Here is a 25,939-nt window from a genome sequence, read left to right as displayed (position 1 = left end):
TTTTTTTTCTTCCATCCGCACGCAAGGGTATCAGTATTGACAGAATGTGATATACTCTGCGCGCACTTTATACCTTATTAACAGAGTAAGACAATGACTGATTTATCAAAATACAGAAACATTGGTATTTTTGCTCACGTAGACGCGGGTAAAACTACCTCTACAGAGCGTATCCTAAAGCTAACTGGTAAGATCCATAAGATCGGTGACACTCACGACGGTTCAACTACTACTGACTTCATGGAGCAGGAAGCTGAGCGTGGTATCACAATCCAGTCTGCAGCAACAACTTGTTTCTGGAACGATCACCGTCTAAACATCATCGATACTCCTGGACACGTTGACTTCACTATCGAAGTTTACCGTTCTCTAAAAGTACTTGACGGTGGTATCGGTGTATTCTGTGGTTCTGGTGGTGTTGAGCCTCAGTCAGAAACTAACTGGCGTTACGCTGACGAATCACACGTATCACGTCTGATCTTCGTTAACAAACTAGACCGTATGGGCGCAGATTTCTACAAAGTTGTAGATCAAGTACAGAACGTACTAGGTGCTACACCTCTAGTTATGACTCTACCTATCGGTATCGAAGAAGATTTCGTAGGTGTTGTAGACGTACTAAGCCAACAAGCTTACGTATGGGATGAGTCTGGCCAACCAGAGAACTACGAAGTTCAAGATATTCCAGCAGACATGGTAGAAAAAGCTGCTGAATACCGTGAAATGCTAATCGAAACTGCTCTAGAGCAAGACGAAGATCTAATGATGGCTTACCTAGAAGAAGGCGAAGAGCCATCTCTAGAAGACATCAAACGTTGTATCCGTAAAGGTACTCGTGATCTAGCATTCTTCCCAACTTACTGTGGTTCAGCGTACAAGAACAAAGGTATCCAACTTATTCTTGACGCGGTAATTGATTACCTACCATCTCCAACAGAAGTTGATCCACAGCCTCTAACTGATTCAGAGACTGGTGAGCCAACTGGTGAAGTTGCGACTGTATCTGCAGACGAGCCACTACGTGCTCTTGCATTTAAGATTATGGATGACCGCTTCGGTGCTCTAACCTTTATCCGCATCTACTCTGGTAAGATGAAGAAAGGTGACACAATCCTTAACTCTGCAACTGGTAAAACAGAGCGTATCGGCCGTATGGTTGAGATGCACGCGGACGAGCGTAACGAGATCGATTCAGCACAAGCTGGTGACATCATCGCTGTAGTTGGTATGAAGAACGTTCAAACTGGTCACACTCTATGTGATCCTAAGCACGAATGTACTCTTGAGCCAATGATCTTCCCAGATCCAGTAATCTCTATCGCAGTTAAGCCTAAAGATAAAGGCGGTTCTGAGAAGATGGGCATCGCGATCGGTAAAATGGTTGCAGAAGATCCATCATTCCAAGTTGAGACTGATGAAGATTCAGGCGAAACTATCCTGAAAGGTATGGGTGAACTTCACCTAGACATCAAGGTAGATATCCTTAAGCGTACTTACGGCGTTGAGCTAGAAGTTGGTGCTCCACAGGTTGCTTACCGTGAAACTATCACTCAAGCAATCGAAGATAGCTACACGCACAAGAAACAGTCTGGTGGTTCTGGTCAGTTCGGTAAGATCGACTACCGCATCAAACCAGGTGAGCCAAACTCTGGCTTCACGTTCAAATCAACAGTTGTTGGTGGTAACGTACCTAAAGAATTCTGGCCTGCAGTTGAGAAAGGCTTTGCGTCAATGATGGAGCACGGTGTTCTAGCTGGCTTCCCTACTCTAGACGTTGAAGTTGAACTATTCGACGGTGGTTTCCACGCAGTTGACTCTTCAGCTATCGCTTACGAAATCGCAGCGAAAGGTGCATTCCGTCAGTCTATGCCTAAAGCTGGCGCGCAACTTCTTGAGCCAATCATGAAAGTTGACGTGTTCACTCCAGAAGATCACGTTGGTGACGTAATCGGTGACCTTAACCGTCGTCGTGGTATGATCAAAGACCAACAAGCAGCGTCTACTGGCGTACGTATCAAGGGTGATGTACCTCTATCAGAAATGTTTGGTTACATCGGTACTCTACGTACTATGACTTCTGGTCGTGGTCAGTTCTCTATGGAGTTCTCACACTACGCACCATGTCCAACAAACGTTGCAGAGCAAGTAATTGCTGACGTTAAAGAGCGTAACGCTAAGAAGTAATTCTTAAGTTAACTCTATAACTTGAAAGCCCCGCTTAGTGCGGGGCTTTTTGTATTTAGCAGTCTTATACGCAGAGCGTGTTTGTTTTATTCCTATTTAGCGTTTGTTTTGATGATAGTTATGATGCCGTTCTAGTACTGTTGCCTTTTAGGTCAATGGTCTTAAAGTCTGGTACCACTGACTTTTCAAATATTTCTATTTCTTCCTTCAACCATTGCGCAAACAATTGAGATTTAGGTCTTTTTAAGTAGCCTTTTGGCGCACACAAGTAATACGCAAAGTTGGGCTTGATAGCGATATCTCCAATTCGGACCAATTTGCCAGAACGAAAATATTGATGAGCTAAACTGTGTTTTACTAATGCCACGCCTTGAAGTGATAGTGCAGCCTCAAGCACGAGATGTGATCCACTGTATTTTAAGGTAGGCTTTGCTGCGCAGTGACCCAAGGTTGCTAACCACATATTCCAATCAAGATCAGGCCAAACATCTTCAATCAGCTCAGCTTTGCTTAAATCCTCGATGTTATAGATCCCGTGCTCTTTCTGGTACACCGGATGACAAGCTGGATAAAAAGCTTCGTCCATTAGCCATTGTGATTCTAAATTGGGGTACTTTCCTAAACCGTAACGAACACATAAATCTATCTGGCTATCTTGAAAAGACACCAAATCATTGGTTGGTTCTAATAGCAAGGCGATATCAGGGTGACGCTGGCGAAAAGCCGTAATCTTCGGGACCAACCAATGATGAGCGAAAGAGGGGAGTGTTGATATCGAAAGGTGGTTCGGGTTTGGATCTTGATTGACTAATCTAACCCCTTGCTGCAAATGAGCAAACCCTCTTTCTGCCTGAGTAAACAGCAGCTCTCCCTCAGGTGTGAGCACGATTTTTCTGTGCTGACGAACAAATAGGTCCGTGCCTAAGAACTCTTCTAAATGACGAATTTGCTGACTAATGGCCGCTGGCGTAACAAACAGTTCTTTTGCTGCCGTTTTAAAGCTTCCTTCCTTTGCTGCAACGAAAAAGTAATACAAGCCCTGTAAGGGAGGCATTCGATCTTTCACATTAGTTTTCCTTAACTCTATGGCAGATTCTATCGTTTGAGGATATCAGCGTAGTCGCTGATTATTAAGTGGTCAACATTGTATAGGAATCTTTGAAATGGAAAACATGACACACACTTGTGAGCGTACTATACCTACTGCCCATCAGAGCGGGTTACAGTTAATTTATTCTAAACTGGCGGCTTGGAGAAGGAACTATAAGACACGTCGTCACTTGAGAGAGTTACCAAATCACCTTTGGGACGATATTGGATTAGGTGAAAGGGAGATTAGTTGTGAAGTGAGTAAGCCATTCTGGAGAGAGTAGTTTATGAGTTTGATTCAAGCTCAAAGTTAAGTTGCACTCCCCAATGGTGTTGAGGAGTGCAAGCAAAATTACAAGTCTTCTTCCCACACGACCAATTCATCTTTTGGCCAATTGTGGCCTATCTCATGATACTTTTGTTCGAGCACATGACGTTTAATTTTAAGCGTTGGCGTCAGTACGCCATTTTCTATACTCCAAGGCTCTTTAATCATTAACACACCTTTGATTTGCTCATGAGAGGCGAGTTCTTGGTTCATCCTGGCAATAACTTTACGTGTGGTACGTGCGTATCGCTCTCGATCAAAGTTAGGGAAGTCATGTGGCACAACCAAAAGAATCGGAGCGGGTAGCCCTAAACCGATGAGACACATCATCTCTACGCGACTGTACTCGAAAAGCTTTTTCTCGATAGGAACCGGAGAGACAAATTTACCTTTGGCGGTTTTGAAGTTATCTTTTTTACGGCCTTGAATCGTTAGATAACCATCTGAGTCGATAGCGCCGATATCGCCTGTGTGTAGCCAGCCCTCTGAATCAAAAGACTCTTGGGTGGCAATATCATTTTTGTAGTAGCCAGAAAATAGCCCTTTGCCACGCACCATGATTTCATCATCGGCTGCGATTTTTAACTCAATGCCTGGCCCTGCATTACCGACACTACCAATTTTGTCAGCTCTAAATGGGTAGTTGAGCGTGCTGTAGGCAAATGATTCCGTCATCCCCCAAGCCTCTGTGATATCAAGGCCCACTGAGTGGTACCATTCCAACAGCGCTGGCGAGACAGGTGCAGAGCCACAGCCTAATACTCGAGCCTGATCTAAACCTAGACCATCTGCTAGCTTTTTCTTGATCAAAGAATTGACGAATGGGATTTTCAACAGAATATTGAGCTTCTTCTGTGGAAGTTTGTCTTGAATACGTTGCTGGAATAGCGTCCATAACCGTGGGACGGAGATAAACAGAGTTGGTCGGTGCATCTTCACATCTTCGATAAAAGTGTCCAGTGACTCTGGAAATGCTGTTGGCACGCCACCCATAATCGATGAACCGAAGATATAAACACGCTCTGTAATATGAGCGAGCGGTAAATAAGAGAACAGTCGGTCGTTTTCTTGGATACCAATATGATTGATCAGTTGCTGAACAGACCAACTGAATGCGCCGTAAGTTAGCATCGCGCCTTTCGGTAACCCTGATGTGCCTGAGGTATACACCAACGACATTAGCTTGTCATCGTAATGCTGTGGACGCTCTTCACTTGGCACTGCATCAGCAATGAGCGCTTGGTATTCGTGCTTACACTTTGGTGCCGTGTCATAAGGTAGAGCGATGCTAATGAGTTCAGGCATAGCATCAATGACTTGCTGAGTTGCTTTGGGATCATCGAGTTTTCCGCCAATGATCGCTTTACTTTCACTATGAGTCACACAGTATTCGATGGTGTCTGCACCGGCGGTAGGAAAGATTGGCACACTGACATAGTCACCAAGCATCATAGCAAGATCGCAAATAAACCATTCTGCACAGTTTTTAGATACTAACGCAACTTTGTCGCCAGGCTTTACACCAAGCGAGCGTAGTGCGCTGACAAGTTTTAAGGCTTGATCTGCAACATCAGAGAATGTGTACTCAACAAACTGTCGGTTAATAATTTGTTTTAGGTAGACCTCATTTGGACGCTCTTGAGCCCATTTGAGGATCATTTCATTTGGTGGTGGGAGAGCGCAACCAGCAGCGCTATTTAGATTCGGCTGATTCATTTTAAGTGACTCCATGTCTTCTCATTGTATTTATAATTGTTAACGCATTGTTAACTTTAGCATGTTAAATCGCGACACGGGAATGCATTTTGATGAAATATGTGGGGAAGATAGCGTTAGTTATGGTTGAAGTCGGAGCGACTCGATCTAAAAAAGCAATGTGATTGATGCTACGCAAAAGAGAACAGGCTTTTCAGCTGTTATGTCATATCGACTTCATACTAAGAGCACAGGTAAGCAATTTATTTTATTAATAATATTGCGAAAACATAGAATCTATCCTAATTATTTATTAACTAGTGGCTTAGTGTTGAAGATAAGTATAAATGTCTCCTAATTTCTTCAAAGCGCCAAACTTAAAGGTATGTCGTGGTTTTGAAGTAGCTATACTAATCTTACTTTGGAAAGTTAGGAGCTTCACCTCAAGCTATTGCCTGAGATTACTTGGGTACGATCATCAGCAAAAGGAAAGATGTGATGTTACGGAAGACTTTACTGGGTACCTATCTTTGTAGTTTATTCATCGCGGGGAATGCATATGGTGCTGAAGGAGATGATATTCCTCAGCGCGCCCAAACGGTTGGTGATGTTATTGAGCGCCCAGGCGTTCTCACACCTAAAGGTAAATGGTCATTTGATTCGTCTTTAAGCTATACACAAAACTCTTCAAACAAAGTATCTGTTGTTGGGTATACAGTCTTACCAACTCTGATTGTTGGGCGAATTGAAGTGAGTGATTCGGATAGGACTACAGTAACCGTTGGATTAACTGCTCGGTACGGTTTAACAAACGCCACAGAGTTAGAAGTTAGAGTGCCGTATGTGTATCGTAATGACCAAGTTTCTACGCGCCCCATTCAAGATGGTTCAAACAGTGAAGTAGTAAACACAACGGTGGATGGCGGAGGGCTTGGTGATGTAGAGTTCGCATTGAGGCACCAGTTTAACTTTGAGTCTGCGCCATACTGGGTAGGTGGCCTTAGAGTAAAGTCGGATACAGGACGATCGCCTTATGATGTTTCTATTGAAGATGGAAGCAACTCATTTAGTGATGTCCCTACAGGTTCGGGTTTTTGGAGTTTTGAGCCTAATTTATCTCTTATTCACCCTGTTGATCCTGCGGTCTTGTTCGCTAGTCTAAGTTATATTTATAACTTAGAGGATACTGTTACAGTTGGCGACACAAAAGCTGATGTTGAACTTGGAGACACTATTTCTCTTTCAGGAGGAATGGGGTTTGCGGTGAATCCTGATCTTTCATTCTCTTTAGGACTTAGCCATAAAACTATTTTAAAAAGCAAAGTAAATGGCAGATCGGCAGATGATGCTAAGTTGCTTCAATTAGATGCATTAACTTTTGGTATAAACTATGCCTTTAGTGAACGCTCATCTATCAATGTTAGTGCTCAAGCTGGTCTTACAGAAGATACTCCCGACTTTCAATTAACAGTACGAGTACCTTTTAATTTGTAAAATGGATATTAGGCCCTTGAGTCTTGGGCCTAATTTATCGTTAGCGCCTAGTGTTCGCATTATAAATTGATTGGATTATATTGGATAAAGTAGGTATATATTCTTAAAATGATGGTGGCCTATTGATATATCTACCTTTCTTTTGGTATGTAATCATAGATATCAGTCGTTTCTAATATCAAAGAAGCTTAACGTAACAATTTTTCAGATAAAAATGGAAATGCTCATTGAAGGTGGTTCAATAAGGCGTCTTCTAATTGTTGGTTTGCTTTGATTTCCCGTATTACCCCATTTACTTGAGCATCAATGTCTACGAGCGTGCTAAGTCCAATAATACTGTTATCTTTCGTGTTTTGAATAATATTGATAATACTTGAATTTATAAAGTCTGAACTTATTATATTAGGATTTTGAGACGAAGGCATTTTGGGTGAATCTATAGAATCATCTCCAATAATATTTCCTTCACCAAATTGTATGATGTTAACAATACCCTGGTTGAAAATATCTCCACTTTGATTTTCACTATTTGCGCTAATGTTTTTTAAATTACCATTTTCAATTACTAAGTTGGCAATGTTTGTGTTCAAAATATCATCGCCATTTATAGTCGTAGTAATGCTTAATCCAATATTAATAATATACTCGTCCGTAATTTGGAAGCCACCTCGATATTCTTCTAAAGATAAATTTGAAAGAGGAGTAAGTTCTTGCAGGCCAACATCTTTAGCATTCACATTAAAATGAGGTATTAGCATACAAAGCACTAACAAAAATTTATTGTAGTTCATAATGCAGGCCTTTCAGGTTGTTTAGTTCTTAAAGTTATTTAAAACAATGTTATATTAATTTTCACCGGAAACTGGGAGAGTAATGCTAAATACCCCTAAGGAATCTCTAGACACTCCTGTTTTTAATGGTGATCTTTGATATACGGTGAAATTATCATTGGTTATAAAGCTAGACCTTCCCATTTCCGCTTCGTTACGGACCAGTAACACAATTCCTTGATAATATTTTTCAAACTCATCCAGTTTCATTATCATGGTTCCTCTAGAAGGGTCTCCTAGAATAACTGAGTGATTGTTTATACCTCTGATGACAACAAAATGCATATACCCATCGAAATTAACGAGAGTAATCCCAGGGACGCCGACTTCTTTAATTTTCTCCAATCCTACTTGAAAGCCGTCAGAACGTAACCCTATGGAATCCAAGTAAAACTTCATATCCAACAAAGAAAAACCTTTCTCTTTGATTTTTTCTTTATCACCTTTTTCAAACATGCTTTTGAAGATATCTTGTTCAGATGACTCTGTTGCATAATGAAAAGTGAGAAGAGAAGCCAGGGCGGCAGAGCCACAGCTGAAGTCATACTGTTGGCGAAAAACATCACCGAACACTATTTCTTTGTAGCTTTTAACAGGAACAGAGTAATGTGCTCGGTAAGGTAGCAGTTCTAATGAAATGGCTGATGCTGAATAAACGAGCATCAGCCAAATTACGTTATTTAATACTTTCATATTGTTTACTTGAGTGTCAGGTTAACGACGGTAGAGTTCTGGATTAAAACGTTGTTTCCGCTGTTCTGAATTACGTTGGATATACCCGAACTGTCTGCGAACGCTCCACTTGATAGTATATTGTTACCACTCACGGTGTTTGACGCGACATTATCTGACGAAATACCATTGATATCTGATTCTGCATAAACCAAGTCGAGTTCAACATTTTGTCCACCTCTTGATTCATTCATGATATCCAAGCTAACTTCTCCGCCAGATAATGCAATGTCATCAGCGAGTGCAGTGCAGGCAACTATCATACTCAAAGTACAGATTGCCAAACGCATCGCTTTCTCCTACTAGTCGGTTACTCACCCCCAGTAAACACACTTGCATTAGTTGTAACAGATTGTTGTACAAGTGAATTTGAACCAGCATTCTGACCAACGGTAGTAATACCAGCCGCACCACCAAGACCACCAAGGGTGTTCATGTTTTCAACTCGAACTCGAGTATCATCCGCGTTAGTTGCATAAATAACTGATGCACCTGTAACACCACCCATTAGGCTTGAGCTCGCAACAACCATATCTGTATCCATATGGACTTGATTGAAGCTATCAACATTTGTTGAGCTCGAGTCACTTTGATAGTTACTATTGTCGTTAAAGCTGTTCGAGTTTGTTGTGCTTGAATCAGCGTAGCTACGGTTATCACTCTGGTTACGGTTGTCGCTTTGATTACGATTATCGCTGTTATCGTTAAAGCTACTGTTGATACTAGAGTCACTGTTGTCGTTGTTGCTACGTCTTACAGTAGTACTAGAGTCGCTGTTGTCGTTGTGGCTTCTATTTGTGTTAGTACTTGAATCACTACTATCACTATTTAGGCTCACATCAAGATCAGCACTGGTACTGTTGTCGTTAGCGTTAGACGTACTATTGTCGTTGTGGCTTTGAGCTGTGTTAGTGCTCGAGTTTGAGTTGTCGCTGTTGTTATTAAAGCTGTCATCAACACCAAGAGTTGCACTGTTGTCAGTGTCGCTGTTGTCGTTGAAGCTATGACCAATACCTAGTGACGCACTATTATCGCTGTTGTCGTTGAAGCTATCACCAACACCGAGAGATGCGCTATTGTCACTGTTATCATTGAAGCTGCCAGATAAACCGATATCGGTATTAGCGCTGTCAGTCCATTGCATGTTGTCGTCTCCATCATCGATCTCATTCGCGATTAGAGAGCCACTAAATAAAATTGCTGACATTGCTAAAGCAAGCCCTGTTTTGTTTAGAGTCATAACGATTACTCCATTTCCTGTTATTCCTGATTAAAAATGACTGCACTTAACTTCTTGCTGCTTCCTTCAAATGTTGTGGGAAGCGATGAAATTATAAGAAAGGATCAGTGAAAGCTGTTCTCATTATTGAGAATGATTCAGGCTGGAAGGGAGTATTTAGGTGCGTCTCTTTAAGGTGTTAAAGAAAAAAATAACATAATCATAATGTTATTTTTTGTATTTACTTTAAGTACTCATCAAGTATGAAATGAAGCCAATATAAAGAAGTAATTCGTTCTATTGCACTGAGCGGAGCAGTCATCCATTTTTTATAAATGGTATTTTATCCAATTATTATCTTTATTATTTAATATTATAAATCATATCCTTATGCTAACACAGGTTGAAAAGTATGGATAAAAATATAACATGTTCATACTTTTTAAGTCTTTTTCGGTGCTGAAAAGCAATGCGATATCATTCTGAAGTGCTATATTTTCTACTTAAAATGAAGATAAATTCTCTTTGCTATCCCCAATTAATTTTCTAACGGGGGTTGGTGAAACAGGTAAGTTAATGTGGTGGGACTATGGAAAAGAAGCACTTGATACTGCTAGCTGAGAGTAATTTACAAAGTAACTTAATAAAAAAACAGCTGTCTTCCATTCATGATGTCGATGTAAAGATAATGCAACCAGATGAAGTGGTGTTCAGAAGTCACTCACTCAGTATCGATTTGATGTTTATTGATTACGATTTTATGCGTCAGCTTGAAGTACAAGGAAAGTTACCAGATTTTGATCTATTTGGGTGGTCCTTTATGCTTCACAACGTCCCTTGTGAAAAAGTACAAACGGACTTACTGCATTGGAAGTTGTTAAAAGGAATTTTGCTCCGAAGTGCATCAGTGACACATATATGTGATGGCGCGGAATACGTACTGAAAGGTGGGTTGTGGCTACCAAGAATGTACCTAGAGAAGTTAGTCCTCAATTATCGGCATGCAAATTTGTCCGAAGAACAGCAGCATGATGAGTTAACATGCAGAGAAAAACAGATTCTAGAGCTACTTGTGTACGGCATTTCAAATCAACAAATTGCTTCAAGACTTTTTTTATCTGAAAGTACAGTGAAAAGCCATATATACAAGTTGTACAAAAAACTCGATGTCCATTCTCGTCATGATGCGGTTAAGTTGGTAAGAATGAACAATGGCTTAACCGAGAGAAGTTAAGTCACAATTTGTGATGCTCTTTTTATCGGGGTCTGTTCCGTTTTCACTATCTAATCTAAGCAAGGGCACTCGTATTTGAGTGCCCGTGGTTTATCTAGATTCAATAGTTGGCGTATCAGCAGGCTACATCATGCCCGTGACAAGGCCTGCTGCCACAAAAAACACGATCATCCATAGCACCGATAGGTTGATCTTTTTGTGTAGATAAAAACCTGCAACCACTAACGCCATGTCGATGGGAGCAACAACTGCGCTGCTAAATACTGGCTGGTAAAGTGCCGCGAGTAGTAACCCTACTACCGAGGCATTTACACCGTTGATGGCGCCGGAGACCAGCGGTTTGCCTGCCAGTGCTTGCCAGTTTTTAAGAACGCCAAGCAGTAAAAGAAACCCTGGGAGGAATACGCCAAGCGTTGCGATCAGAGCGCCTAAAATTGGCGTATCCGAAAGCTCATAACCGATAAAAGTCGCAAAGGTGAACATTGGCCCCGGTACAGCTTGTGCAGCGGCGTAGCCTGTTAAAAATGCATCTTGGCTGAGCTGGTCGCCAACAATGTTTTGCAGAAGCGGCAGCACCACATGACCGCCACCAAACACTAAACTACCAGCTTGGAAAAAATCACTAAACAGCCCAAGCAAAGGTAACGTATGAGCCACTAATGGTAAGCCGAGTAAAAGCACCGCAAATAGAGCCAATGGCGCGATAGACGGTTTAAACGGCTCGGCTGATGACGCGGAGTCTTTCTTCAGATATCGCGTACCGACAAAACCTGCTGCGATCAACACGAACATTTGCGTCATGATGTTTGGTGCCACCAGCAACGCAATCGCAGTCGCGACGCACAAACCCGCGGTCAGTTTACTTTGGCAGAAGTTTTTGTACATGCCCCAAGTCGCATCCGCCACGACGACGACTGCGAGCAGTTTTAGGCCGTGAACGATGTTTTGGAACACTGCGGTGTCGGTGATTTGGCTGCTCACCATCGCCAGCGCCAACATGATGATCACCGAAGGAAGCGTGAATCCGACAAATGCTGCGCATGCGCCACCTAAACCGCCGCGTTTATAACCTAAAGCAAAGCCAACTTGGCTTGAGCCCGGTCCCGGCAAAAACTGACTGAGTGCGACAATTTGCGCGTACTCGCTGTCATCAAGCCATTTCAGTTTCTCAACAAAGGTTTGGCGAAAATAACCAATATGAGCCGCCGGGCCGCCGAAGCTGAACCAACCCAGCCAGAAAAAAGTTTTGAATATGGTGAACATGTCGAGCCTGTTTATCTAAAAAGCATTGTTGCTAATTTATCGAATGCTCTAAAATGACTCAAATTGATGATTTTAATTTCATCTATGAATAAAATGGGATGAGGATGTTGGAGTGAAAGAGGACATTCAGTGGCGCAACATTGACTTGAACTTATTGGTGACGTTTTCCTACTTGTATCGCTATCGAAGCGTTAGCGTCGCGGCAGAGAAAAGTTACGTTAGCCAGTCGGCGATGAGTCATAGTTTGTCTCGTTTAAGGTTGTTGTTTGACGACCCGCTTTTTGAGCGAAAAGGGCACAAGATGGAGCCCACCGAGCACGCTCACCACATCGCGCCAATCGTGCATCATTTGTTGGATTCTATTGCCAAAGACTTGCTCACTAAGTCTGTCTTCCAGCCTAAAAATTACGCGGGTGTATGTCGCATCGGGTTAACGGATTATGCCGAGTTTATCTTTGCTCCTCGGCTTTATGACGAAATACGCCAGCGCGCCCCAGAGGCGCAGATCAGTTTTATTAACGTCAATCGTAGCAACTACGTGGCATTAACTGAGCACGAAAAGCTCGATGTCATTATTGGCAGCATGCCGGTGTTGGATGACAACTTTGAGAGCTTGTACTTGTACACCGAAAAACACGTGTGCATGTGTGATAAACAGGTGTTGAAAGGGGAAACACAGCTGTCTCTGGAAGCGTTCGCGAACATCGAGCAAGCTCTGGTAAGTCCCGATGGGAGCTTAAAGACACAAGTAGACCAAAAGCTCGCAGAACATGGCTTGAGCCGCAAAGTCACCGTGGCGTCGCGCAACTTTCTCACTATTCGGCATCTATTGAAAAAGCGCGATCTCATTGCCATCGTGCCAGAAAAAATGGCGTTGGCGGAGGGCTTTTCGGACGATCTCATTACTGTTAAGCCGCCGATCGCCGTTGCGGATTTTGATATTGCCATGCTGTGGCATTCCAGCCGAAACAATGAAGACAAAGGCATTTGGCTACGCGAGTTGGTTTCTTCGACCATCACCTCTAAATGATAAACATTTGGGGCACTCATGGTGCTTAGAGTGATTTGTTGTTGAACTTCTTACTACCCGCTGAGTTATCGGCGTTACGCCGAAACAGTACTGATTGTGCAAAATGAATATCTTGGGTTAGGGGGGGATGTTCCAGATTTAATTCATAAAAGAGATTAATGGAAAAGGTATCATTGAGTTGTACCACGTAGTTTAAGCTCTGTTTGAACGTATACATGAAGAGGGAGTAAGCGTCCATCTCGGTATTTTTCCACTAGTAAGTTCACTCCCTGAGTTCCCATCAACTCAGAGTGAATACGAATTGTAGACAACGGCGGAAAGGTAAAGCGAGCAGTAGGAATATCATTCATACTAATCAGCGTAATATCCTCTGGTATCTTTAAGCCAAATTCATGGATTGCACGTACTATGCCAATCGCGATGGAGTCTGAATCAATGAATACTGCTTTCGGGAAGTCACCTTTGGCTAGCATCTCTTTCGCTAAGTTATAACCGGACAAACTAGAGCAGGCACAATAGTGTATATCATGTTCTGCGACCACGCCTTTTAGATAGCCATAGTCCAAAAACACATTTTCACGAGTGTCAGCTGCGTCGTGCTTGTCTTGACCGCCAATATAACCGATGCGGCGGTGGCCTCGTTGTACAAAGAAATCAACTACTTGCCTACTGATTCGAATAAGGTCGACATCAACGCAATCATAAGGGCAGGTTGGATCTGAAAAGTTTATGTAGCAAATGCTATCGGCTAGACGTTTAGGTAATTTATCTACTACCTTTTGGTCGACATTTCCGACTAAAAGGACACCTGTTATCTTTTTCGTTTCAACATCAATTTCACTGTTATAGCAATTGGTTAGCGTAATACCTAATTTGTCGCATTGCGTTTCAATCCCATGACGAATTGATAAGTAGTAAGGGTCATTCACCTCTGTTTCTTGTTTGTAGTTATATAAGGCTAAAAAGTGATGTTTTTGCTTAGCTTCTTTGATGCCTTTCTTCGAGCTACTGGTGCGGTACTCCAGTTTTTCTGCAATTTCCAAAATGCGGTATTTGGTTTCTTCTTTAACGCTCAACGTTGGGTCGTTGTTCAAAACCCGCGATACGGTTGCAAGTGAGACGCCTGCTTCAATGGCGATATCTTTTAGCTTTGCCATGTAAATTTCCCGTTGGCACTGCCCAAGTGTGAGCTCAATAATCTGACTATTTTAAACAGCTACTTAGATATGCACAAACCTTTAGTAAGACAGTCCTAAACACTTTAAATCATCATATCAAGCCAAATTGTTTTCATGAAATAGACTCTATTGAGTAATAAATAAAGCCGTAAACGTAAGGATTATATTGCTGTAAAAATACTGAAAAACGCGACTGGTTTGGAAACTTGCTACTTGTGGTAACTCTAGTACTTAATAGGACTCGAGCTGTTTAGAGTTTAATCAAGCAAACGTTTTATTGTTCATGTTTATGTTTTGTGTCTCATTTTATAAACAAATCAATAGGAAAGTATTCAACTCTATTTATAATCTCCGCGCTTTTAAAAGCTGTCTAACAGTATGAAAAATTAGGAAATTATAATGAAAAAAGTATTGCCATTATTGGCTTTAGGTGCAGTGGTTGCTTCAGCATCAGTTCAAGCAAAAGGTAACTGGTATGTTGGTGCTGATTTGGTAAATTCAGATCTTAAAGTTAAAAGCTTGTCAAAAGATTTTTCTGCGACAGGTCTTAGCCTTGCTGTAGGTAAAGAGCTTCAATATTCAGAAAACTTCAAACTAGCTTTTGAAGGTGAGTACATATACTTTGGCGACTTTGAAGAAACATTTTCTTACATGGGGTGGCCGGTTAAATTTAGTGTTGATGCTTCTGCGTTCAATTTCAATGCGAAGCCTAAATACCAATTTGCAGGTACAGGCTTCTATGTTGGTGCGATTGCTGGCCTTGGTGTAATGAGTGTTTCTTATGAAGTGAAATCATCTAGCACTGTTACCGATGATGGTCGTGATGTAGGCTTTAACTACGGTGTTGAGGCTGGTTATGAGTTCGCTTCAGGTTTGGTTGTATCTGGTGGCTACCGTGCTTCTTCGGTAAGTATTGATGCCGAAAACGGTGGCAGCGAAGATTTTGATTTTGACAGCCTGTACGTTGGTGTTGATTACAAGTTTTAAGCTTGCGTAAGCAAAACATAGATACTAAAGAGGAGCCGTTAGGCTCCTTTTTTGATCAGATTATCAATCAACTCATAATGGTGATCTTGTACGCCTGCAAGGTTGCCATATTTGGGTTGGTGGCGGTCATTTTCTTTCGCGTGTTGCCAGCCAATGGTGTGACGCACAAAATGCTCTGCAAACGCGTGGGAAACTTCCAAGCAACCTGCCAGTACGGTATCAACATAACTTTGCATGATTGGGCTCTTTGCGCATGGTGGTAGTGGCTCGTCTTTTACGTAAACCCAAATGTCGTGTTCTTGGTTAAAACTCGCATCTGTTTCGATTTGATCTGGCTGAAGTTGAATACGATGATAGCCGCGTTCACGGCGATCGAATTCTGCGAGCGCTTCTTCATTCACTTCGAGTAAAACGCCGTTGACCTGCCCATCGCCTTGGTTTACAACCAGAGGAGACAGAGTGTAGCTGTCATCAATCTTTCCCCAGTAGCGAACCAACCCATGTGCTATGACGGGAATGGCTTCTCCCGTTTGTCCGGTTAACTTACGTGACGCAGAATTAATCAAACTGCCATAGCCAAATATGTACATTGTCGTTGCATCCCTTAACTGATAGTTGTGCCTCTCATGTTTATACCTAACCCGCATCTGAAGCACAACTTTACCTCTTAAGTATAATCTTAATTATAAACATGTATTTTTTATACATGTTTATGGTAGCATCAATATGTAGTTGAGTTAACCAGCATCGAGAGACGCTTGAGGGCAAGATAATGCTGAATATCACCGATAAAAAAGTAGAAGAAAAAATCCCCGCATGGCTGCGATTAGGCTTTCGGCCGTTTTTTCTGTTTGGGTCGATTTACGCCATTGTTGCGATTGCGTTATGGGTGTGGATGTTCCAAAGCGGACAGCCAAACGCATTAGCTGTGCCTGCATTGTGGTGGCACGTACATGAAATGTTGTTCGGTTTTTCAATGGCCATTGTAGTTGGCTTTGTACTGACCGCGGTACAAAACTGGACTGGCGTTAATGGTACCAAGCATTACATGCTTCTGGCTTTATTTGGCTTGTGGTTAGTGCCCCGCATATTGCTTTGGACACCAGCACCGTTATGGTTAACCAGCAGTATCGAAGCGGTATTTTTACTGTTTGTCGCCTATGAGGTGGGCATTCGTGTGTATCGAGCCAAAGGTTGGCGTAATTTGTTTTTCGTTCCACTGTTTCTTTTAGCCATCTTTGCGAACTTTGCAAGCTACGCAACGATAAAAGGTATGCCGCCGTTTAGCTCTTCAGCGGTGTGGCAAGCAATGCTGTGGTGGTTTACCTTGCTGTTGTCAGTGATGGGCGGACGTGTGATTCCATTTTTTACTGCGCGTCGATTTAATTTCGAAAAAGCGCAACCATTGGCTTGGTTAGAGTGGCTCGCGAACTTGCCGTTGGTAATGCTATTTGTGCTGAGCTTTTTCCCTGTGACGTTTGCAGAACTAGGTAGTCCTTTGATGCTATTTGCAGGTGTTGCTCAGTTGGTGCGTTTTGTTCGCTGGAAACCTTGGTTAACCCTGAGCGAGCCTTTAGTGTGGTCGCTGCATGCTGCGTATTTGTGTTTACCACTAAGCTTAATTTTGCGAGGCGTCTGGGGAGATGCATTTGCCAGCCATAACCTCATTCACCTGTTTGCGATAGGTGCGTTAGGCGGTTTGATTTTAGCGATGATTGCACGGGTGACGATGGGACATACTGGTCGCATGATCTACAAAGGGCCAAACATGAGCCTTGCGTTTGCAGCGATTACCGCGGCAGCTTTGGTTCGCAGTTTCGCCGTGATCTTTGATCCAGCGAACATGATACTGTGGATTGATATCAGCGGCGGATTATGGATTGTTGCGTTTGGGCTATTTGTGTGGCGCTTTGGTGTGATGCTTGTGACCCCTCGTGTGGATGGTCACCCCGGATAAGATTCTAATGTGAGTAGAGAAAAGAGGAGCCGCGTGCTCCTCTTTTGGTTTTTGTTCTTTATAGGTTTAGTGTTTATTCGTCTTCGTCGTCCGCTTTATTCGTGAGCCCCAAGCGTTTAAATAGCCACCACTCTAGACCAAAAATGACAATTAAGGCGATGCAGAACCAGGTGAATGCCATGGTGGATTCCACGCCTGGCATTCCACCAACATTGATACCGAGTAAACCTGTTAAGAAGCTGGTTGGTAGAAAAATCGTTGCTACCAAAGTAAACAGGTAACTGTTTTTATTGGTTTTCTCATCACGATGATGTTTGATCTCTTCTTGGAAAAGCGCCACTTCTCCAAGATAAAACTCAAGTGTTTCATTTATGCGCGTAATATTATTGTGTGCGAAGCGATATTGATGAGGTCTCAAAGCAATCAATTCTGATTCTGACTCCACAAGATCACGGATAGCGTACTGCTGAGGGCGAATAAAACGCTTGATAGAAATCAGTGCTTTTTGAGTCGCCATATGTTTGTACGTCGATTCATCATTCACGTCGAACTGGTTTAGTGTTTCTTCAATTGTATCAAGGTAAATGTCTATTTTACTGTTTAATCCTTCAATGATCTGATGAAGTAAACTAGCAAGACTTTTTGGGCCTTTGTGTTCCGCTAATGCTTGGCGAATCTCCATGATCGCGCGTGATGGAATTTTACGAGTTGAAATGAGTGCGCCTTGAAAGTAGAGAATTCGAATACTAAGCATATCTTCTGGTGATGCATTGCCGTTCATATTGACGCCTCGTAAAATCAACATGAAGTTCTCGTCATCTAAAGGATGGAAAGATGGTCGGCTTTCGTCGGCTAATAGATGATCAACCGTAGCTCGAGGTACTTGGTTTTGCTCCAGCCAACCACGAATATCAGGATGCAGCCGTTCGCAATGGTACCAATGCTTAGCTTGAATTTGCTCTGCCGTGGTGGATTGTTGAGTTGCTTCTGGGGTTGAGAAGTCCCAATGTTCAATCATAAAACCCATTTTCTTTTCCTTGTTTGAGCCGATACCAAAATAACCTCAAGATACTTCTTTCGCGAGAATTGCATTGCCATACAGAGGCAATGCTCTGAGTACGGTACTCTGAAGTCATTGATGCATTATTTTTCAAATGAGTATGATTGTATTTAACGCCAAATGTCTATGAATAGTTGTTCTTATTTGCAATCGAGTGGAGCGCACCAAGGTGTTGTGCTTAAACAACAAAACAAAAAGCCTGCAACTAAGCAGGCTTTATTGTGGGGGGAGGGAGGGGAGCTGTTAGCCAACTTGAGAAAGATTAACCACTTTCTGTTGTAGCTTTTTCTTTAAATAGTCCGTTAAGGCCTGTTTTTCTTCCTCGTTCATGTAAAGACCAAGCTTAGTACGGCGCCATAAAATGTCTTCATCGGTCATTGCCATTTCATGGTTCATTAAGTAATCGATCTCACGTTGGTAAACACCACCGGCTTGTGTCGAGAACGTTTGTCCTAAGTCAGCTTCACTTGTTGTACCTTCCATTAAGTTCCACGTTTGGGTACCAAACTGAGTAACATAACGAAGAATCAATGCTTCTGGCGCCCAAGTGTATTTAGCATGAATTTGTTTCGCTAATTGTTCACGACTACAGCTGAAGTTACCACCAGGAAGGGTTTGGTTGGCCGTCCAGTCTTTACCCATTTCAGGTAGGAACGGAGCAAGTTTCTTCATTGCTGCTTCACCTAACTTACGGTAGGTCGTTAACTTACCACCAAAAACAGAAAGCAGAGGTGCATGGTCGTATTCCGCATCGAGCTCTAGCGTGTAGTCTCGTGTGATTGCTTGCGGAGAGTCAGATTCATCGTCACATAAAGGACGAACACCGCTGTATGTCCAAACTACATCTTCGCGAGTCAACTGGTGGACAAAGTGTTGGTTTACGATATCAATGAGGTAATCGACTTCGTCATCTGAGATCGACACTTCACGTGGGTCACCTTTGTATTCCACATCTGTTGTACCAATGATTGAGAACTTATCTAAGTAAGGAATCATAAATACGATGCGATTGTCTTTGTTTTGAAGAATGTAGGCTTGCGGTTCGTTGTGGATACGAGGAACAACGATGTGCGAGCCTTTGATTAAGCGAATGTTACGAGGAGAGGCTTGCTCTAATCCATCATCAAAGAACTGTTTTACCCAAGGCCCCGCAGCATTGACTAACGCTTTCGCTTTACGTTCGAAACGTTGGTCTGTCATCACATCGTGAATAGTAACATGCCAGATACCACCTTCACGGTGTGCTTTTTCCACGCGGCAGTAGTTACGCACTTCAGCATGGTTTTCGCGAGCCGCAAGAACGTTCAGTAATACTAAACGTGCATCATCAACCCAACAGTCAGAGTATTCGAAACCCGTTTTCATTTCTGGTTTTAGCAAGCCAGATTTCGCAAGGTTGACGGTTTTACTGCCTTGCAGCGTCGTACGTTTACCCAAGTTATCGTAAAGGAAAAGGCCACAACGAATCATCCAAGCTGGGCGTAGGAATGGGCGATGCGGTAAACGGAAACGCATTGGTAGTGCGACGTGTGGTGCTTTACGAAGAATAACCTCACGCTCTGCGAGCGCTTCCGAAACTAAACGAAACTCGTAGTGTTCAAGGTAGCGTAAACCGCCGTGTATCAGTTTAGAACTTGCTGAAGAAGTCGCAGATGCGAAGTCATTTGCTTCGTATAAGCCAACACTCAAACCTCGGCCAGCTGCGTCTGCTGCAATACCAGCTCCGTTAATGCCGCCACCGATTACGATCAAGTCTAAGGTAGTGGATGAGCTAGTAGTGGAAGCATTATTTTGTATACTCATAAATTTGACCTCTTGGTGAGCGAACGAGCATTTTAGAACATAATGTAATCCTAGCTCAGGTTTCGTTTGTGATCATCTATTATTTTCGTTTGTGAGCGTTTTGTGTGATTTAGACACAAAAAAACCTCTGTCTAATTAAGACAGAGGTCATTTGAGGGGGAGTTATACGATTGACGTTACTCGTTTTCGGAGTTTGATTCGTTAGCTTCAACCACTTCAAGTGGGATAGAAGCTTCCTTCAAAATTGACAAGATTTCTTCTGGTGGCTGCTTATTGGTAAAGATCATGTTGAGCTGTGCAATATTGCCTAGTTTCACCATAGCATTGCGCCCGAACTTGGTGTGGTCTACGGCAAGAAATACACTACGGCTATTGTCAATGATCGCTTGTTTGACCCGGACTTCGTGGTAATCAAAGTCTAATAGCGAGCCATCGAAGTCGATACCGCTAATGCCGAGAATACCAAAGTCGAGACGGAACTGTTTAACGAAATCGAGGGTAGCCTCGCCAACAATACCGCCGTCTCTGCTGCGGACTTCTCCACCCGCTAAGATGACTTTGATTTCAGGGTTAGGGAAAAGAATGGTCGCAACATTGATGTTGTTGGTGACAACACGCAACTGTTTATGGTTTTTATTGAGCGCTCGCGCAACTGCTTCTGGTGTGGTGCCGATATCGATGAATAGTGTGGCACCATCTGGAATGTGTTTGACTACCTCGTCTGCAATGACATCTTTTTCATTGAAGTTGAGCGCTTTACGCGTGTTGTAAGATGTGTTTTCAGAACTGAGAGGAATAGTGGCTCCACCGTGATAACGACGAATTTTGTTGTCATCGGCGAGTTCATTGAGATCGCGTCGGATGGTTTGTGGGCTGACATTGAATCTTTCTACTAACTCATCCGTGCTGACATAGCCTTGTTTTTTCACCAGCTCAACAATCTGCTGGTGTCGAGGTATTTGCTTCACTTACCACTCCCTTGTGCATTGGTAACGGCCAATGCTTCAAATTCGAAGCTCTATTGTGCTCGAATTTGCTCGTTGTGAGAAGTAAGCGAGTTCAGGAATCGGGGATAAAGCGCAAAAAGAGCGCACAAATGGCGCTCTTTTTTTCTTATGGAGATGAGATTAATCTTCTTCGTCGTGAAGTTCAGACCAGGTTTGTGCACATTTCACTGCACGTTTCCAGCCCTTGTAACGACGATTGCGTTTTTCTTCATCATCGTGTGGCTCAAAGGTGCGATCAAGTACCGCTTTATTCTGCAACTCATCAATGCTATCCCAGTAACCAACTGCAAGGCCGGCAAGGTAGGCTGCACCAAGAGCGGTAACCTCAGTTACTTGAGGGCGGTGTACTTCTGTGTTCAATACATCGGATTGGAATTGCATTAGGAAGTTGTTCGCTACTGCACCACCATCGACGCGAAGGTTCGCAAGCTTAATGCCTGAGTCAGCTTGCATCGCATCCAGTACGTCACGAGTTTGATAAGCGATGCCTTCCAATGTTGCACGGATGATATGGTTTGAATTCACACCGCGAGTAAGGCCGACAATCGTGCCACGTGCGTAGGCATCCCAGTATGGAGCGCCTAAACCAGTAAATGCAGGCACGACATAAACGCCGTTTGATGTATCCACTTTTGTCGCGAAGTATTCAGAGTCTTCTGCACCGTTTAGGATTTTCAATTCATCGCGTAGCCATTGGATAGAAGCTCCACCCATGAATACGGCGCCTTCAAGTGCATAAGCTGGTTCGCCTGCAGGACCACAAGCCAAAGTAGTTAGAAGGCCATGTGTCGAAGTGACTTTTTCTTGGCCAGTATTCATTAGCAAGAAACAACCCGTACCGTAAGTGTTTTTCGCTTGACCCGCTTCAACACACATTTGGCCGTAAAGCGCCGCTTGTTGGTCACCTGCGATTCCAGAAATAGGAATACGAGTACCGCCTTTACCACCGATGTTGGTTTTACCGTAAATTTCCGATGAGCGCTTCACTTCTGGCATCATAGATGCTGGGATGCCAAGCTCATCTAACATTTTTTGATCCCAACATAGATCGTTGATGTTAAACAGCATGGTACGCGATGCGTTAGTGTAGTCGGTTACGTGAACGCGACCTTGAGTCATCTTCCAAACTAACCAAGTATCGACAGTACCAAACAACAGCTTACCTGCTTCTGCGTCTTCTCGTGCGCCTTCAACATTGTCCAGAATCCATTTAACTTTGGTACCGGAGAAGTAAGGGTCAAGCACCAAACCAGTGTTGTCACGTACATAGTTTTCGAGACCGCGTGCTTTTAAATCTTCACAGATATCAGCAGTACGGCGACATTGCCATACAATCGCATTGTAAACGGGTTTACCTGTTTCTTTGTTCCAGACGATAGTCGTTTCACGCTGGTTAGTAATACCGATAGCCGCTAATTGGTCGCTACGGATGCCAGACTTAGCTAGAGCTTCTACTAAGGTAGAGCTTTGTGTTGCCCAGATCTCCATTGGATCATGTTCAACCCAACCAGCTTCTGGATAAATCTGAGTAAATTCGCGTTGCGCGACGCTTACGATGTTCGCATCATGATCAAGAATCACTGCGCGAGAGCTTGTTGTACCTTGGTCTAGGGCAACAATGTATTTTTGCTCAGTCATGGTAAGAATCCTTTTGTTTCGTTATTTATATTTTAGTAAATGTTCGAGTTACGTCAGTTTTAAGCTCTAGCTTCTTCTGTTTCTTCTTCCGTCTCACATTGGTTTGGAATCGTGCAACCGTGACCTTGTTGTGGAAGGTAAGCGGCAATCGCTTTTGGATACAACCAACCACCAAAACACGCACCTGCAATCGGAGCAAGTAAAGGCACGATAAAGTAAGGAATGTCTTTAGCACCTGTCAGAGCGTAATCCCAACCAGCGAAGTAAGCGAACAGCTTTGGTCCAAAGTCACGAGCAGGGTTCATCGCAAAGCCTGTTAGTGGGCCAAGTGAACCACCGATGACGGCAATCAAAATACCGATCAATAGAGGGTTCATTGCGCCACGTGCCGCGCCGTTATTTTCATCGCCCAGAGCCAGAATCGCAAACATCAGCACAGCAGTGATAACGAATTCCACAGCAAAAGCACCAAAGAAAGAGAGGGAGGCATGCGGATAGGTTGAGAAGATACCAGCAGTTGCTAGTGCATCTTGGCTGCTGCGAACGAAGTTATGAGCGATTTCGTAGTCGGTGAAAAGGTTGCTGTATAAGCTGTATACCAATGCAGCAGAACAGAATGCCCCAAGCATTTGAGCGATAATGTATGGCACCACTTTCGCCTTATCAAAACCATGGAACATAGCAAGTGCGATGGTAACGGCAGGGTTGATGTGTGCACCAGAGACGCCAGCCGTACAGTAAATAGCGATGGCGACACCGAAGCCCCATACAATACTGATTTCCCATTGTCCAAATGATGCGCCTGTTAGAACTAAGGCTGCAACACAGCCTACGCCGAAGAAAATAAGTAGTCCTGTACCGATAAACTCGGCCAAACATTCTCCAAGCAGAGAGGGGTGTTTGTTCGTTGTCATGTTAAAAGTCCTTTGATCATTTTTACCTGTCTAGCACGATACTATTGTGCATATATAAACGTTTGCGAAAACAAACGAGCGTTAAAAATGAGCGTTTGAGCATAAATTTGTTAATCAAAGTCTTCGTTTTTGTTAAATGGCGCATCTTTTAACCGGAAAAGAACACAACGAAAATAATTTATTTGTCACGAGGCCAGTGTTGAGAGCGCTCAAATTACCGATGTGAAAAAGAATGCACAACTGGTAAGAGGAGTTTTGTGAAGCTGCTACGTGCTTGGAGACTTATTGCACAGAACTTGTGTAGCAATTAACCCTAAAGGAGTAGCGGAATGTCAAATGTATCAAGGGATAGCAGTGATATAAAAAATACGCTGTCATGTTTGGACTTTTAGAAAAAATCGTCATCCCATTGGTACCAATAGGATGAGTTGAGAAGAGAATAAACGCTGTTAATGTCTTGTGTTTGTGAATCATTGCTTCGGCTTGTATTCAAATAAAAATTGTTTTTTTTATTTCGTTTGATGCTAAACGTGATCGTTTTTCAGCTTTTTAGTTATTAGTTGGTTCGGAGCGAGTAGGGCAGGCGTAAATCGCCCTTTTTACGGTTAGTTTATGTTCTAATTCGAGCCTTTGTTTCAAAGGTTTCGAATTGGAATGCTCAAGTGAGAGGTTTGAATATCAGTTTCATATTAACGAATCTTGAGTAAAGTTGAACGATGATCTAATTAATGCTCATATAATTTACTGTATTTACTTATATTTAATCCATGTGCAACATTTGTCACAGAAATAAAATCCTAACTCCATACAATTCATGAACTTTCGAACGAAGATTTATTTTGTTTCGTTCGCTCCTTTTGTGTTTTTACCATCGCATACAAAATAATGAGGTTCCTATGTTTGGAATATTCAAACCTAAGGCGCACATTGATCGTCTGTCCCCTGGCAGCATCGATAGCACCTACTCTCGCCTCCGTTGGCAACTCTTTATCGGTATCTTTGTTGGCTACGCCGGTTACTATCTAGTTCGTAAAAACTTCAGTTTGGCGATGCCTTATCTTATCGAGCAAGGCTTTAGCCGCGGAGACTTAGGTGTCGCCTTGGCAGCTGTTTCCATTGCATATGGTCTCTCTAAGTTTCTAATGGGCAGCGTTTCAGACCGCTCCAACCCTCGCTATTTCCTTAGTGGCGGCCTATTGATGTCTGCATTAGTGATGTTTTGCTTTGGCTTTATGCCATGGGCGACTGGTAGCGTCACTGCGATGTTCATTTTGCTTTTCTTGAACGGTTGGTTCCAAGGGATGGGGTGGCCTGCTTGTGGCCGAACCATGGTGCACTGGTGGTCACGTAAAGAGCGTGGTGAGATCGTTTCGGTTTGGAACGTGGCGCACAACGTGGGTGGCGGCTTGATTGGTCCACTATTTATTCTTGGCCTGTGGGCATTTAACGATGATTGGCGCACTGCATTTTATGTTCCTGCATTTTTCGCCACGTTGGTTGCTGTGTTTGTTTGGATGACGGTTCGCGATACCCCTCAGTCTTGTGGTCTGCCTCCTATTGAAGAATACAAAGACGATTACCCAGATGACTATGACAAGTCCCATGAACAAGAAATGACAGCGAAGGAAATCTTCTTCAAATACGTCTTCAACAACAAACTTCTTTGGTCGATTGCAATTGCAAACGCATTTGTTTACCTAATTCGTTACGGCGTACTGGACTGGGCACCTGTTTACCTAAAAGAAGCGAAGGATTTCTCGGTAGATAAATCGTCATGGGCTTATTTCTTATACGAATGGGCTGGCATTCCAGGAACACTATTGTGTGGTTGGATCTCTGACAAATTGTTCAAAGGTCGTCGTGCACCTGCTGGTATCTTATTTATGGTGTTAGTGACAGTTGCAGTGATGGTTTATTGGTTTAACCCTGCAGGCAACCCAACAGTAGATATGATGGCGCTTATTGCAATTGGCTTCCTAATCTATGGTCCGGTTATGCTGATCGGTTTGTACGCACTTGAACTCGCTCCGAAGAAAGCCGCAGGTACTGCCGCTGGTCTTACTGGTTTGTTTGGGTACCTGGGTGGGGCAGTTGCCGCAAACGCGATTTTGGGCTACACCGTAGACCACTTTGGCTGGGATGGTGGCTTTATCATCTTAGTGGGTTCTTGTATTACTTCTATCGTGTGTTTGATGTACGCCTTCTTAGGTGAACGTGCGCACCACGAGCAAAAAGAGCGTGAGAAGGAAGCGCTAGCGTAATATTTATTTAAAGAGGCAGTGGAATACTGCCTCTTC

At 43.1% G+C, this 25,939-nt stretch carries 22 protein-coding genes; 8 read left to right on the top strand and 14 right to left on the bottom strand.

The annotated features are described in order from the left end of the window. Positions 1-93 precede the first annotated feature (93 nt). On the top strand, positions 94-2,184 hold the full coding sequence (gene fusA, locus R7Z78_RS10905) for an elongation factor G (protein WP_005386444.1): 2,091 nt from the start codon (positions 94-96) through the stop codon (positions 2,182-2,184). A 118-nt stretch (positions 2,185-2,302) separates the two neighbouring features. Here the strand turns inward: fusA and R7Z78_RS10900 are convergent, their stop codons facing one another. Next, entirely contained in the window at positions 2,303-3,250 is a 948-nt protein-coding gene (locus tag R7Z78_RS10900; protein ID WP_104975556.1) for a LysR substrate-binding domain-containing protein, read from the bottom strand. A 97-nt stretch (positions 3,251-3,347) separates the two neighbouring features. Here R7Z78_RS10900 and R7Z78_RS10895 point away from each other — a divergent pair, with 97 nt between their 5' ends. Beyond that, positions 3,348-3,557: a DUF1127 domain-containing protein gene (locus R7Z78_RS10895; protein ID WP_104975555.1), complete on the top strand. Its 210-nt coding sequence runs from the start codon at positions 3,348-3,350 to the stop codon at positions 3,555-3,557. 68 nt (positions 3,558-3,625) lie between these two features. Here R7Z78_RS10895 and R7Z78_RS10890 read toward each other — a convergent pair whose 3' ends face one another. Beyond that, entirely contained in the window at positions 3,626-5,317 is a 1,692-nt protein-coding gene (locus R7Z78_RS10890; protein ID WP_031779037.1) for an AMP-binding protein, read from the bottom strand. Between the two features lie 477 nt (positions 5,318-5,794). On the opposite strand from R7Z78_RS10890, the gene R7Z78_RS10885 reads away from it, so the two are divergent. Then, the gene (locus tag R7Z78_RS10885; protein ID WP_005380160.1) at positions 5,795-6,790 is read left to right on the top strand and encodes a transporter; all 996 of its coding nucleotides are present in this window, start codon (positions 5,795-5,797) and stop codon (positions 6,788-6,790) included. Positions 6,791-7,014: 224 nt separating this feature from the next. On the opposite strand, the gene R7Z78_RS10880 is transcribed toward R7Z78_RS10885, so the two are convergent. Genes R7Z78_RS10880 through R7Z78_RS10865 form a run of 4 tightly spaced genes read right to left on the bottom strand, consistent with a single transcriptional unit; the run spans position 7,015 to position 9,592 of the window. Beyond that, complete coding sequence (locus R7Z78_RS10880) at positions 7,015-7,581, bottom strand: hypothetical protein (RefSeq protein ID WP_005380163.1); 567 nt, start codon at positions 7,579-7,581, stop codon at positions 7,015-7,017. A gap of 54 nt (positions 7,582-7,635) precedes the next feature. Next, on the bottom strand, positions 7,636-8,313 hold the full coding sequence (locus R7Z78_RS10875) for a C39 family peptidase (RefSeq protein WP_033905563.1): 678 nt from the start codon (positions 8,311-8,313) through the stop codon (positions 7,636-7,638). Between the two features lie 5 nt (positions 8,314-8,318). After that, entirely contained in the window at positions 8,319-8,642 is a 324-nt protein-coding gene (locus R7Z78_RS10870) for a hypothetical protein (RefSeq protein ID WP_005380167.1), read from the bottom strand. 20 nt (positions 8,643-8,662) lie between these two features. After that, on the bottom strand, positions 8,663-9,592 hold the full coding sequence (locus tag R7Z78_RS10865; RefSeq protein WP_005391691.1) for a hypothetical protein: 930 nt from the start codon (positions 9,590-9,592) through the stop codon (positions 8,663-8,665). Between the two features lie 568 nt (positions 9,593-10,160). Here R7Z78_RS10865 and R7Z78_RS10860 point away from each other — a divergent pair. Then, positions 10,161-10,805 (top strand): helix-turn-helix transcriptional regulator, encoded by a 645-nt coding sequence (locus R7Z78_RS10860; RefSeq protein WP_005380169.1) that lies wholly within the window; start codon positions 10,161-10,163, stop codon positions 10,803-10,805. Positions 10,806-10,928: 123 nt separating this feature from the next. On the opposite strand, the gene chrA is transcribed toward R7Z78_RS10860, so the two are convergent. Then, positions 10,929-12,068, bottom strand: coding sequence for a chromate efflux transporter (gene chrA, locus R7Z78_RS10855; RefSeq protein ID WP_104975554.1), 1,140 nt, complete (start codon positions 12,066-12,068; stop codon positions 10,929-10,931). A 112-nt stretch (positions 12,069-12,180) separates the two neighbouring features. On the opposite strand from chrA, the gene R7Z78_RS10850 reads away from it, so the two are divergent. After that, a complete protein-coding gene (locus tag R7Z78_RS10850) occupies positions 12,181-13,098 on the top strand; it encodes a LysR family transcriptional regulator (RefSeq protein WP_052484234.1) in 918 nt (305 codons plus the stop codon). Positions 13,099-13,268: 170 nt separating this feature from the next. Here R7Z78_RS10850 and ebgR read toward each other — a convergent pair whose 3' ends face one another. Continuing rightward, entirely contained in the window at positions 13,269-14,255 is a 987-nt protein-coding gene (gene ebgR / locus R7Z78_RS10845; protein WP_025768213.1) for a transcriptional regulator EbgR, read from the bottom strand. A 420-nt stretch (positions 14,256-14,675) separates the two neighbouring features. Between ebgR and R7Z78_RS10840 the strand changes: the two genes are divergently transcribed. Then, positions 14,676-15,263, top strand: a complete 588-nt coding sequence (locus R7Z78_RS10840) for an outer membrane beta-barrel protein (protein WP_017636001.1) — start codon at positions 14,676-14,678, stop codon at positions 15,261-15,263. Between the two features lie 38 nt (positions 15,264-15,301). On the opposite strand, the gene R7Z78_RS10835 is transcribed toward R7Z78_RS10840, so the two are convergent. Further along, positions 15,302-15,853 carry a gamma-glutamylcyclotransferase family protein gene (locus tag R7Z78_RS10835; RefSeq protein ID WP_104975553.1) on the bottom strand — a complete coding sequence of 184 codons (552 nt, stop codon included), beginning with the start codon at positions 15,851-15,853 and terminating at the stop codon, positions 15,302-15,304. Positions 15,854-16,035: 182 nt separating this feature from the next. Between R7Z78_RS10835 and R7Z78_RS10830 the strand changes: the two genes are divergently transcribed. Then, complete coding sequence (locus R7Z78_RS10830) at positions 16,036-17,220, top strand: NnrS family protein (RefSeq protein WP_104975552.1); 1,185 nt, start codon at positions 16,036-16,038, stop codon at positions 17,218-17,220. A 73-nt stretch (positions 17,221-17,293) separates the two neighbouring features. Here the strand turns inward: R7Z78_RS10830 and R7Z78_RS10825 are convergent, their stop codons facing one another. The 5 genes from R7Z78_RS10825 to R7Z78_RS10805 form a co-directional block, all read right to left on the bottom strand. After that, complete coding sequence (locus R7Z78_RS10825) at positions 17,294-18,247, bottom strand: CorA family divalent cation transporter (RefSeq protein WP_005391702.1); 954 nt, start codon at positions 18,245-18,247, stop codon at positions 17,294-17,296. Between the two features lie 276 nt (positions 18,248-18,523). Next, on the bottom strand, positions 18,524-20,083 hold the full coding sequence (gene glpD / locus R7Z78_RS10820) for a glycerol-3-phosphate dehydrogenase (RefSeq protein ID WP_033905559.1): 1,560 nt from the start codon (positions 20,081-20,083) through the stop codon (positions 18,524-18,526). Between the two features lie 176 nt (positions 20,084-20,259). After that, complete coding sequence (locus R7Z78_RS10815; RefSeq protein WP_005380192.1) at positions 20,260-21,051, bottom strand: DeoR/GlpR family transcriptional regulator; 792 nt, start codon at positions 21,049-21,051, stop codon at positions 20,260-20,262. Positions 21,052-21,210: 159 nt separating this feature from the next. After that, entirely contained in the window at positions 21,211-22,728 is a 1,518-nt protein-coding gene (gene glpK, locus R7Z78_RS10810) for a glycerol kinase GlpK (RefSeq protein WP_005380193.1), read from the bottom strand. Positions 22,729-22,787: 59 nt separating this feature from the next. After that, positions 22,788-23,642: an MIP/aquaporin family protein gene (locus R7Z78_RS10805; protein ID WP_005380195.1), complete on the bottom strand. Its 855-nt coding sequence runs from the start codon at positions 23,640-23,642 to the stop codon at positions 22,788-22,790. An 896-nt stretch (positions 23,643-24,538) separates the two neighbouring features. On the opposite strand from R7Z78_RS10805, the gene glpT reads away from it, so the two are divergent. After that, the gene (gene glpT, locus R7Z78_RS10800) at positions 24,539-25,903 is read left to right on the top strand and encodes a glycerol-3-phosphate transporter (RefSeq protein ID WP_005380199.1); all 1,365 of its coding nucleotides are present in this window, start codon (positions 24,539-24,541) and stop codon (positions 25,901-25,903) included. Positions 25,904-25,939 lie beyond the last annotated feature (36 nt).

The sequence above is a fragment of the Vibrio sp. 1167 genome (genome assembly GCF_033340375.1).
In the GTDB taxonomy this organism is placed as follows: domain Bacteria; phylum Pseudomonadota; class Gammaproteobacteria; order Enterobacterales; family Vibrionaceae; genus Vibrio; species Vibrio alginolyticus.
The sequence above is the reverse complement of the archived record's forward strand: the minus strand, read 5'-3'. Positions and strand labels throughout refer to the sequence as shown.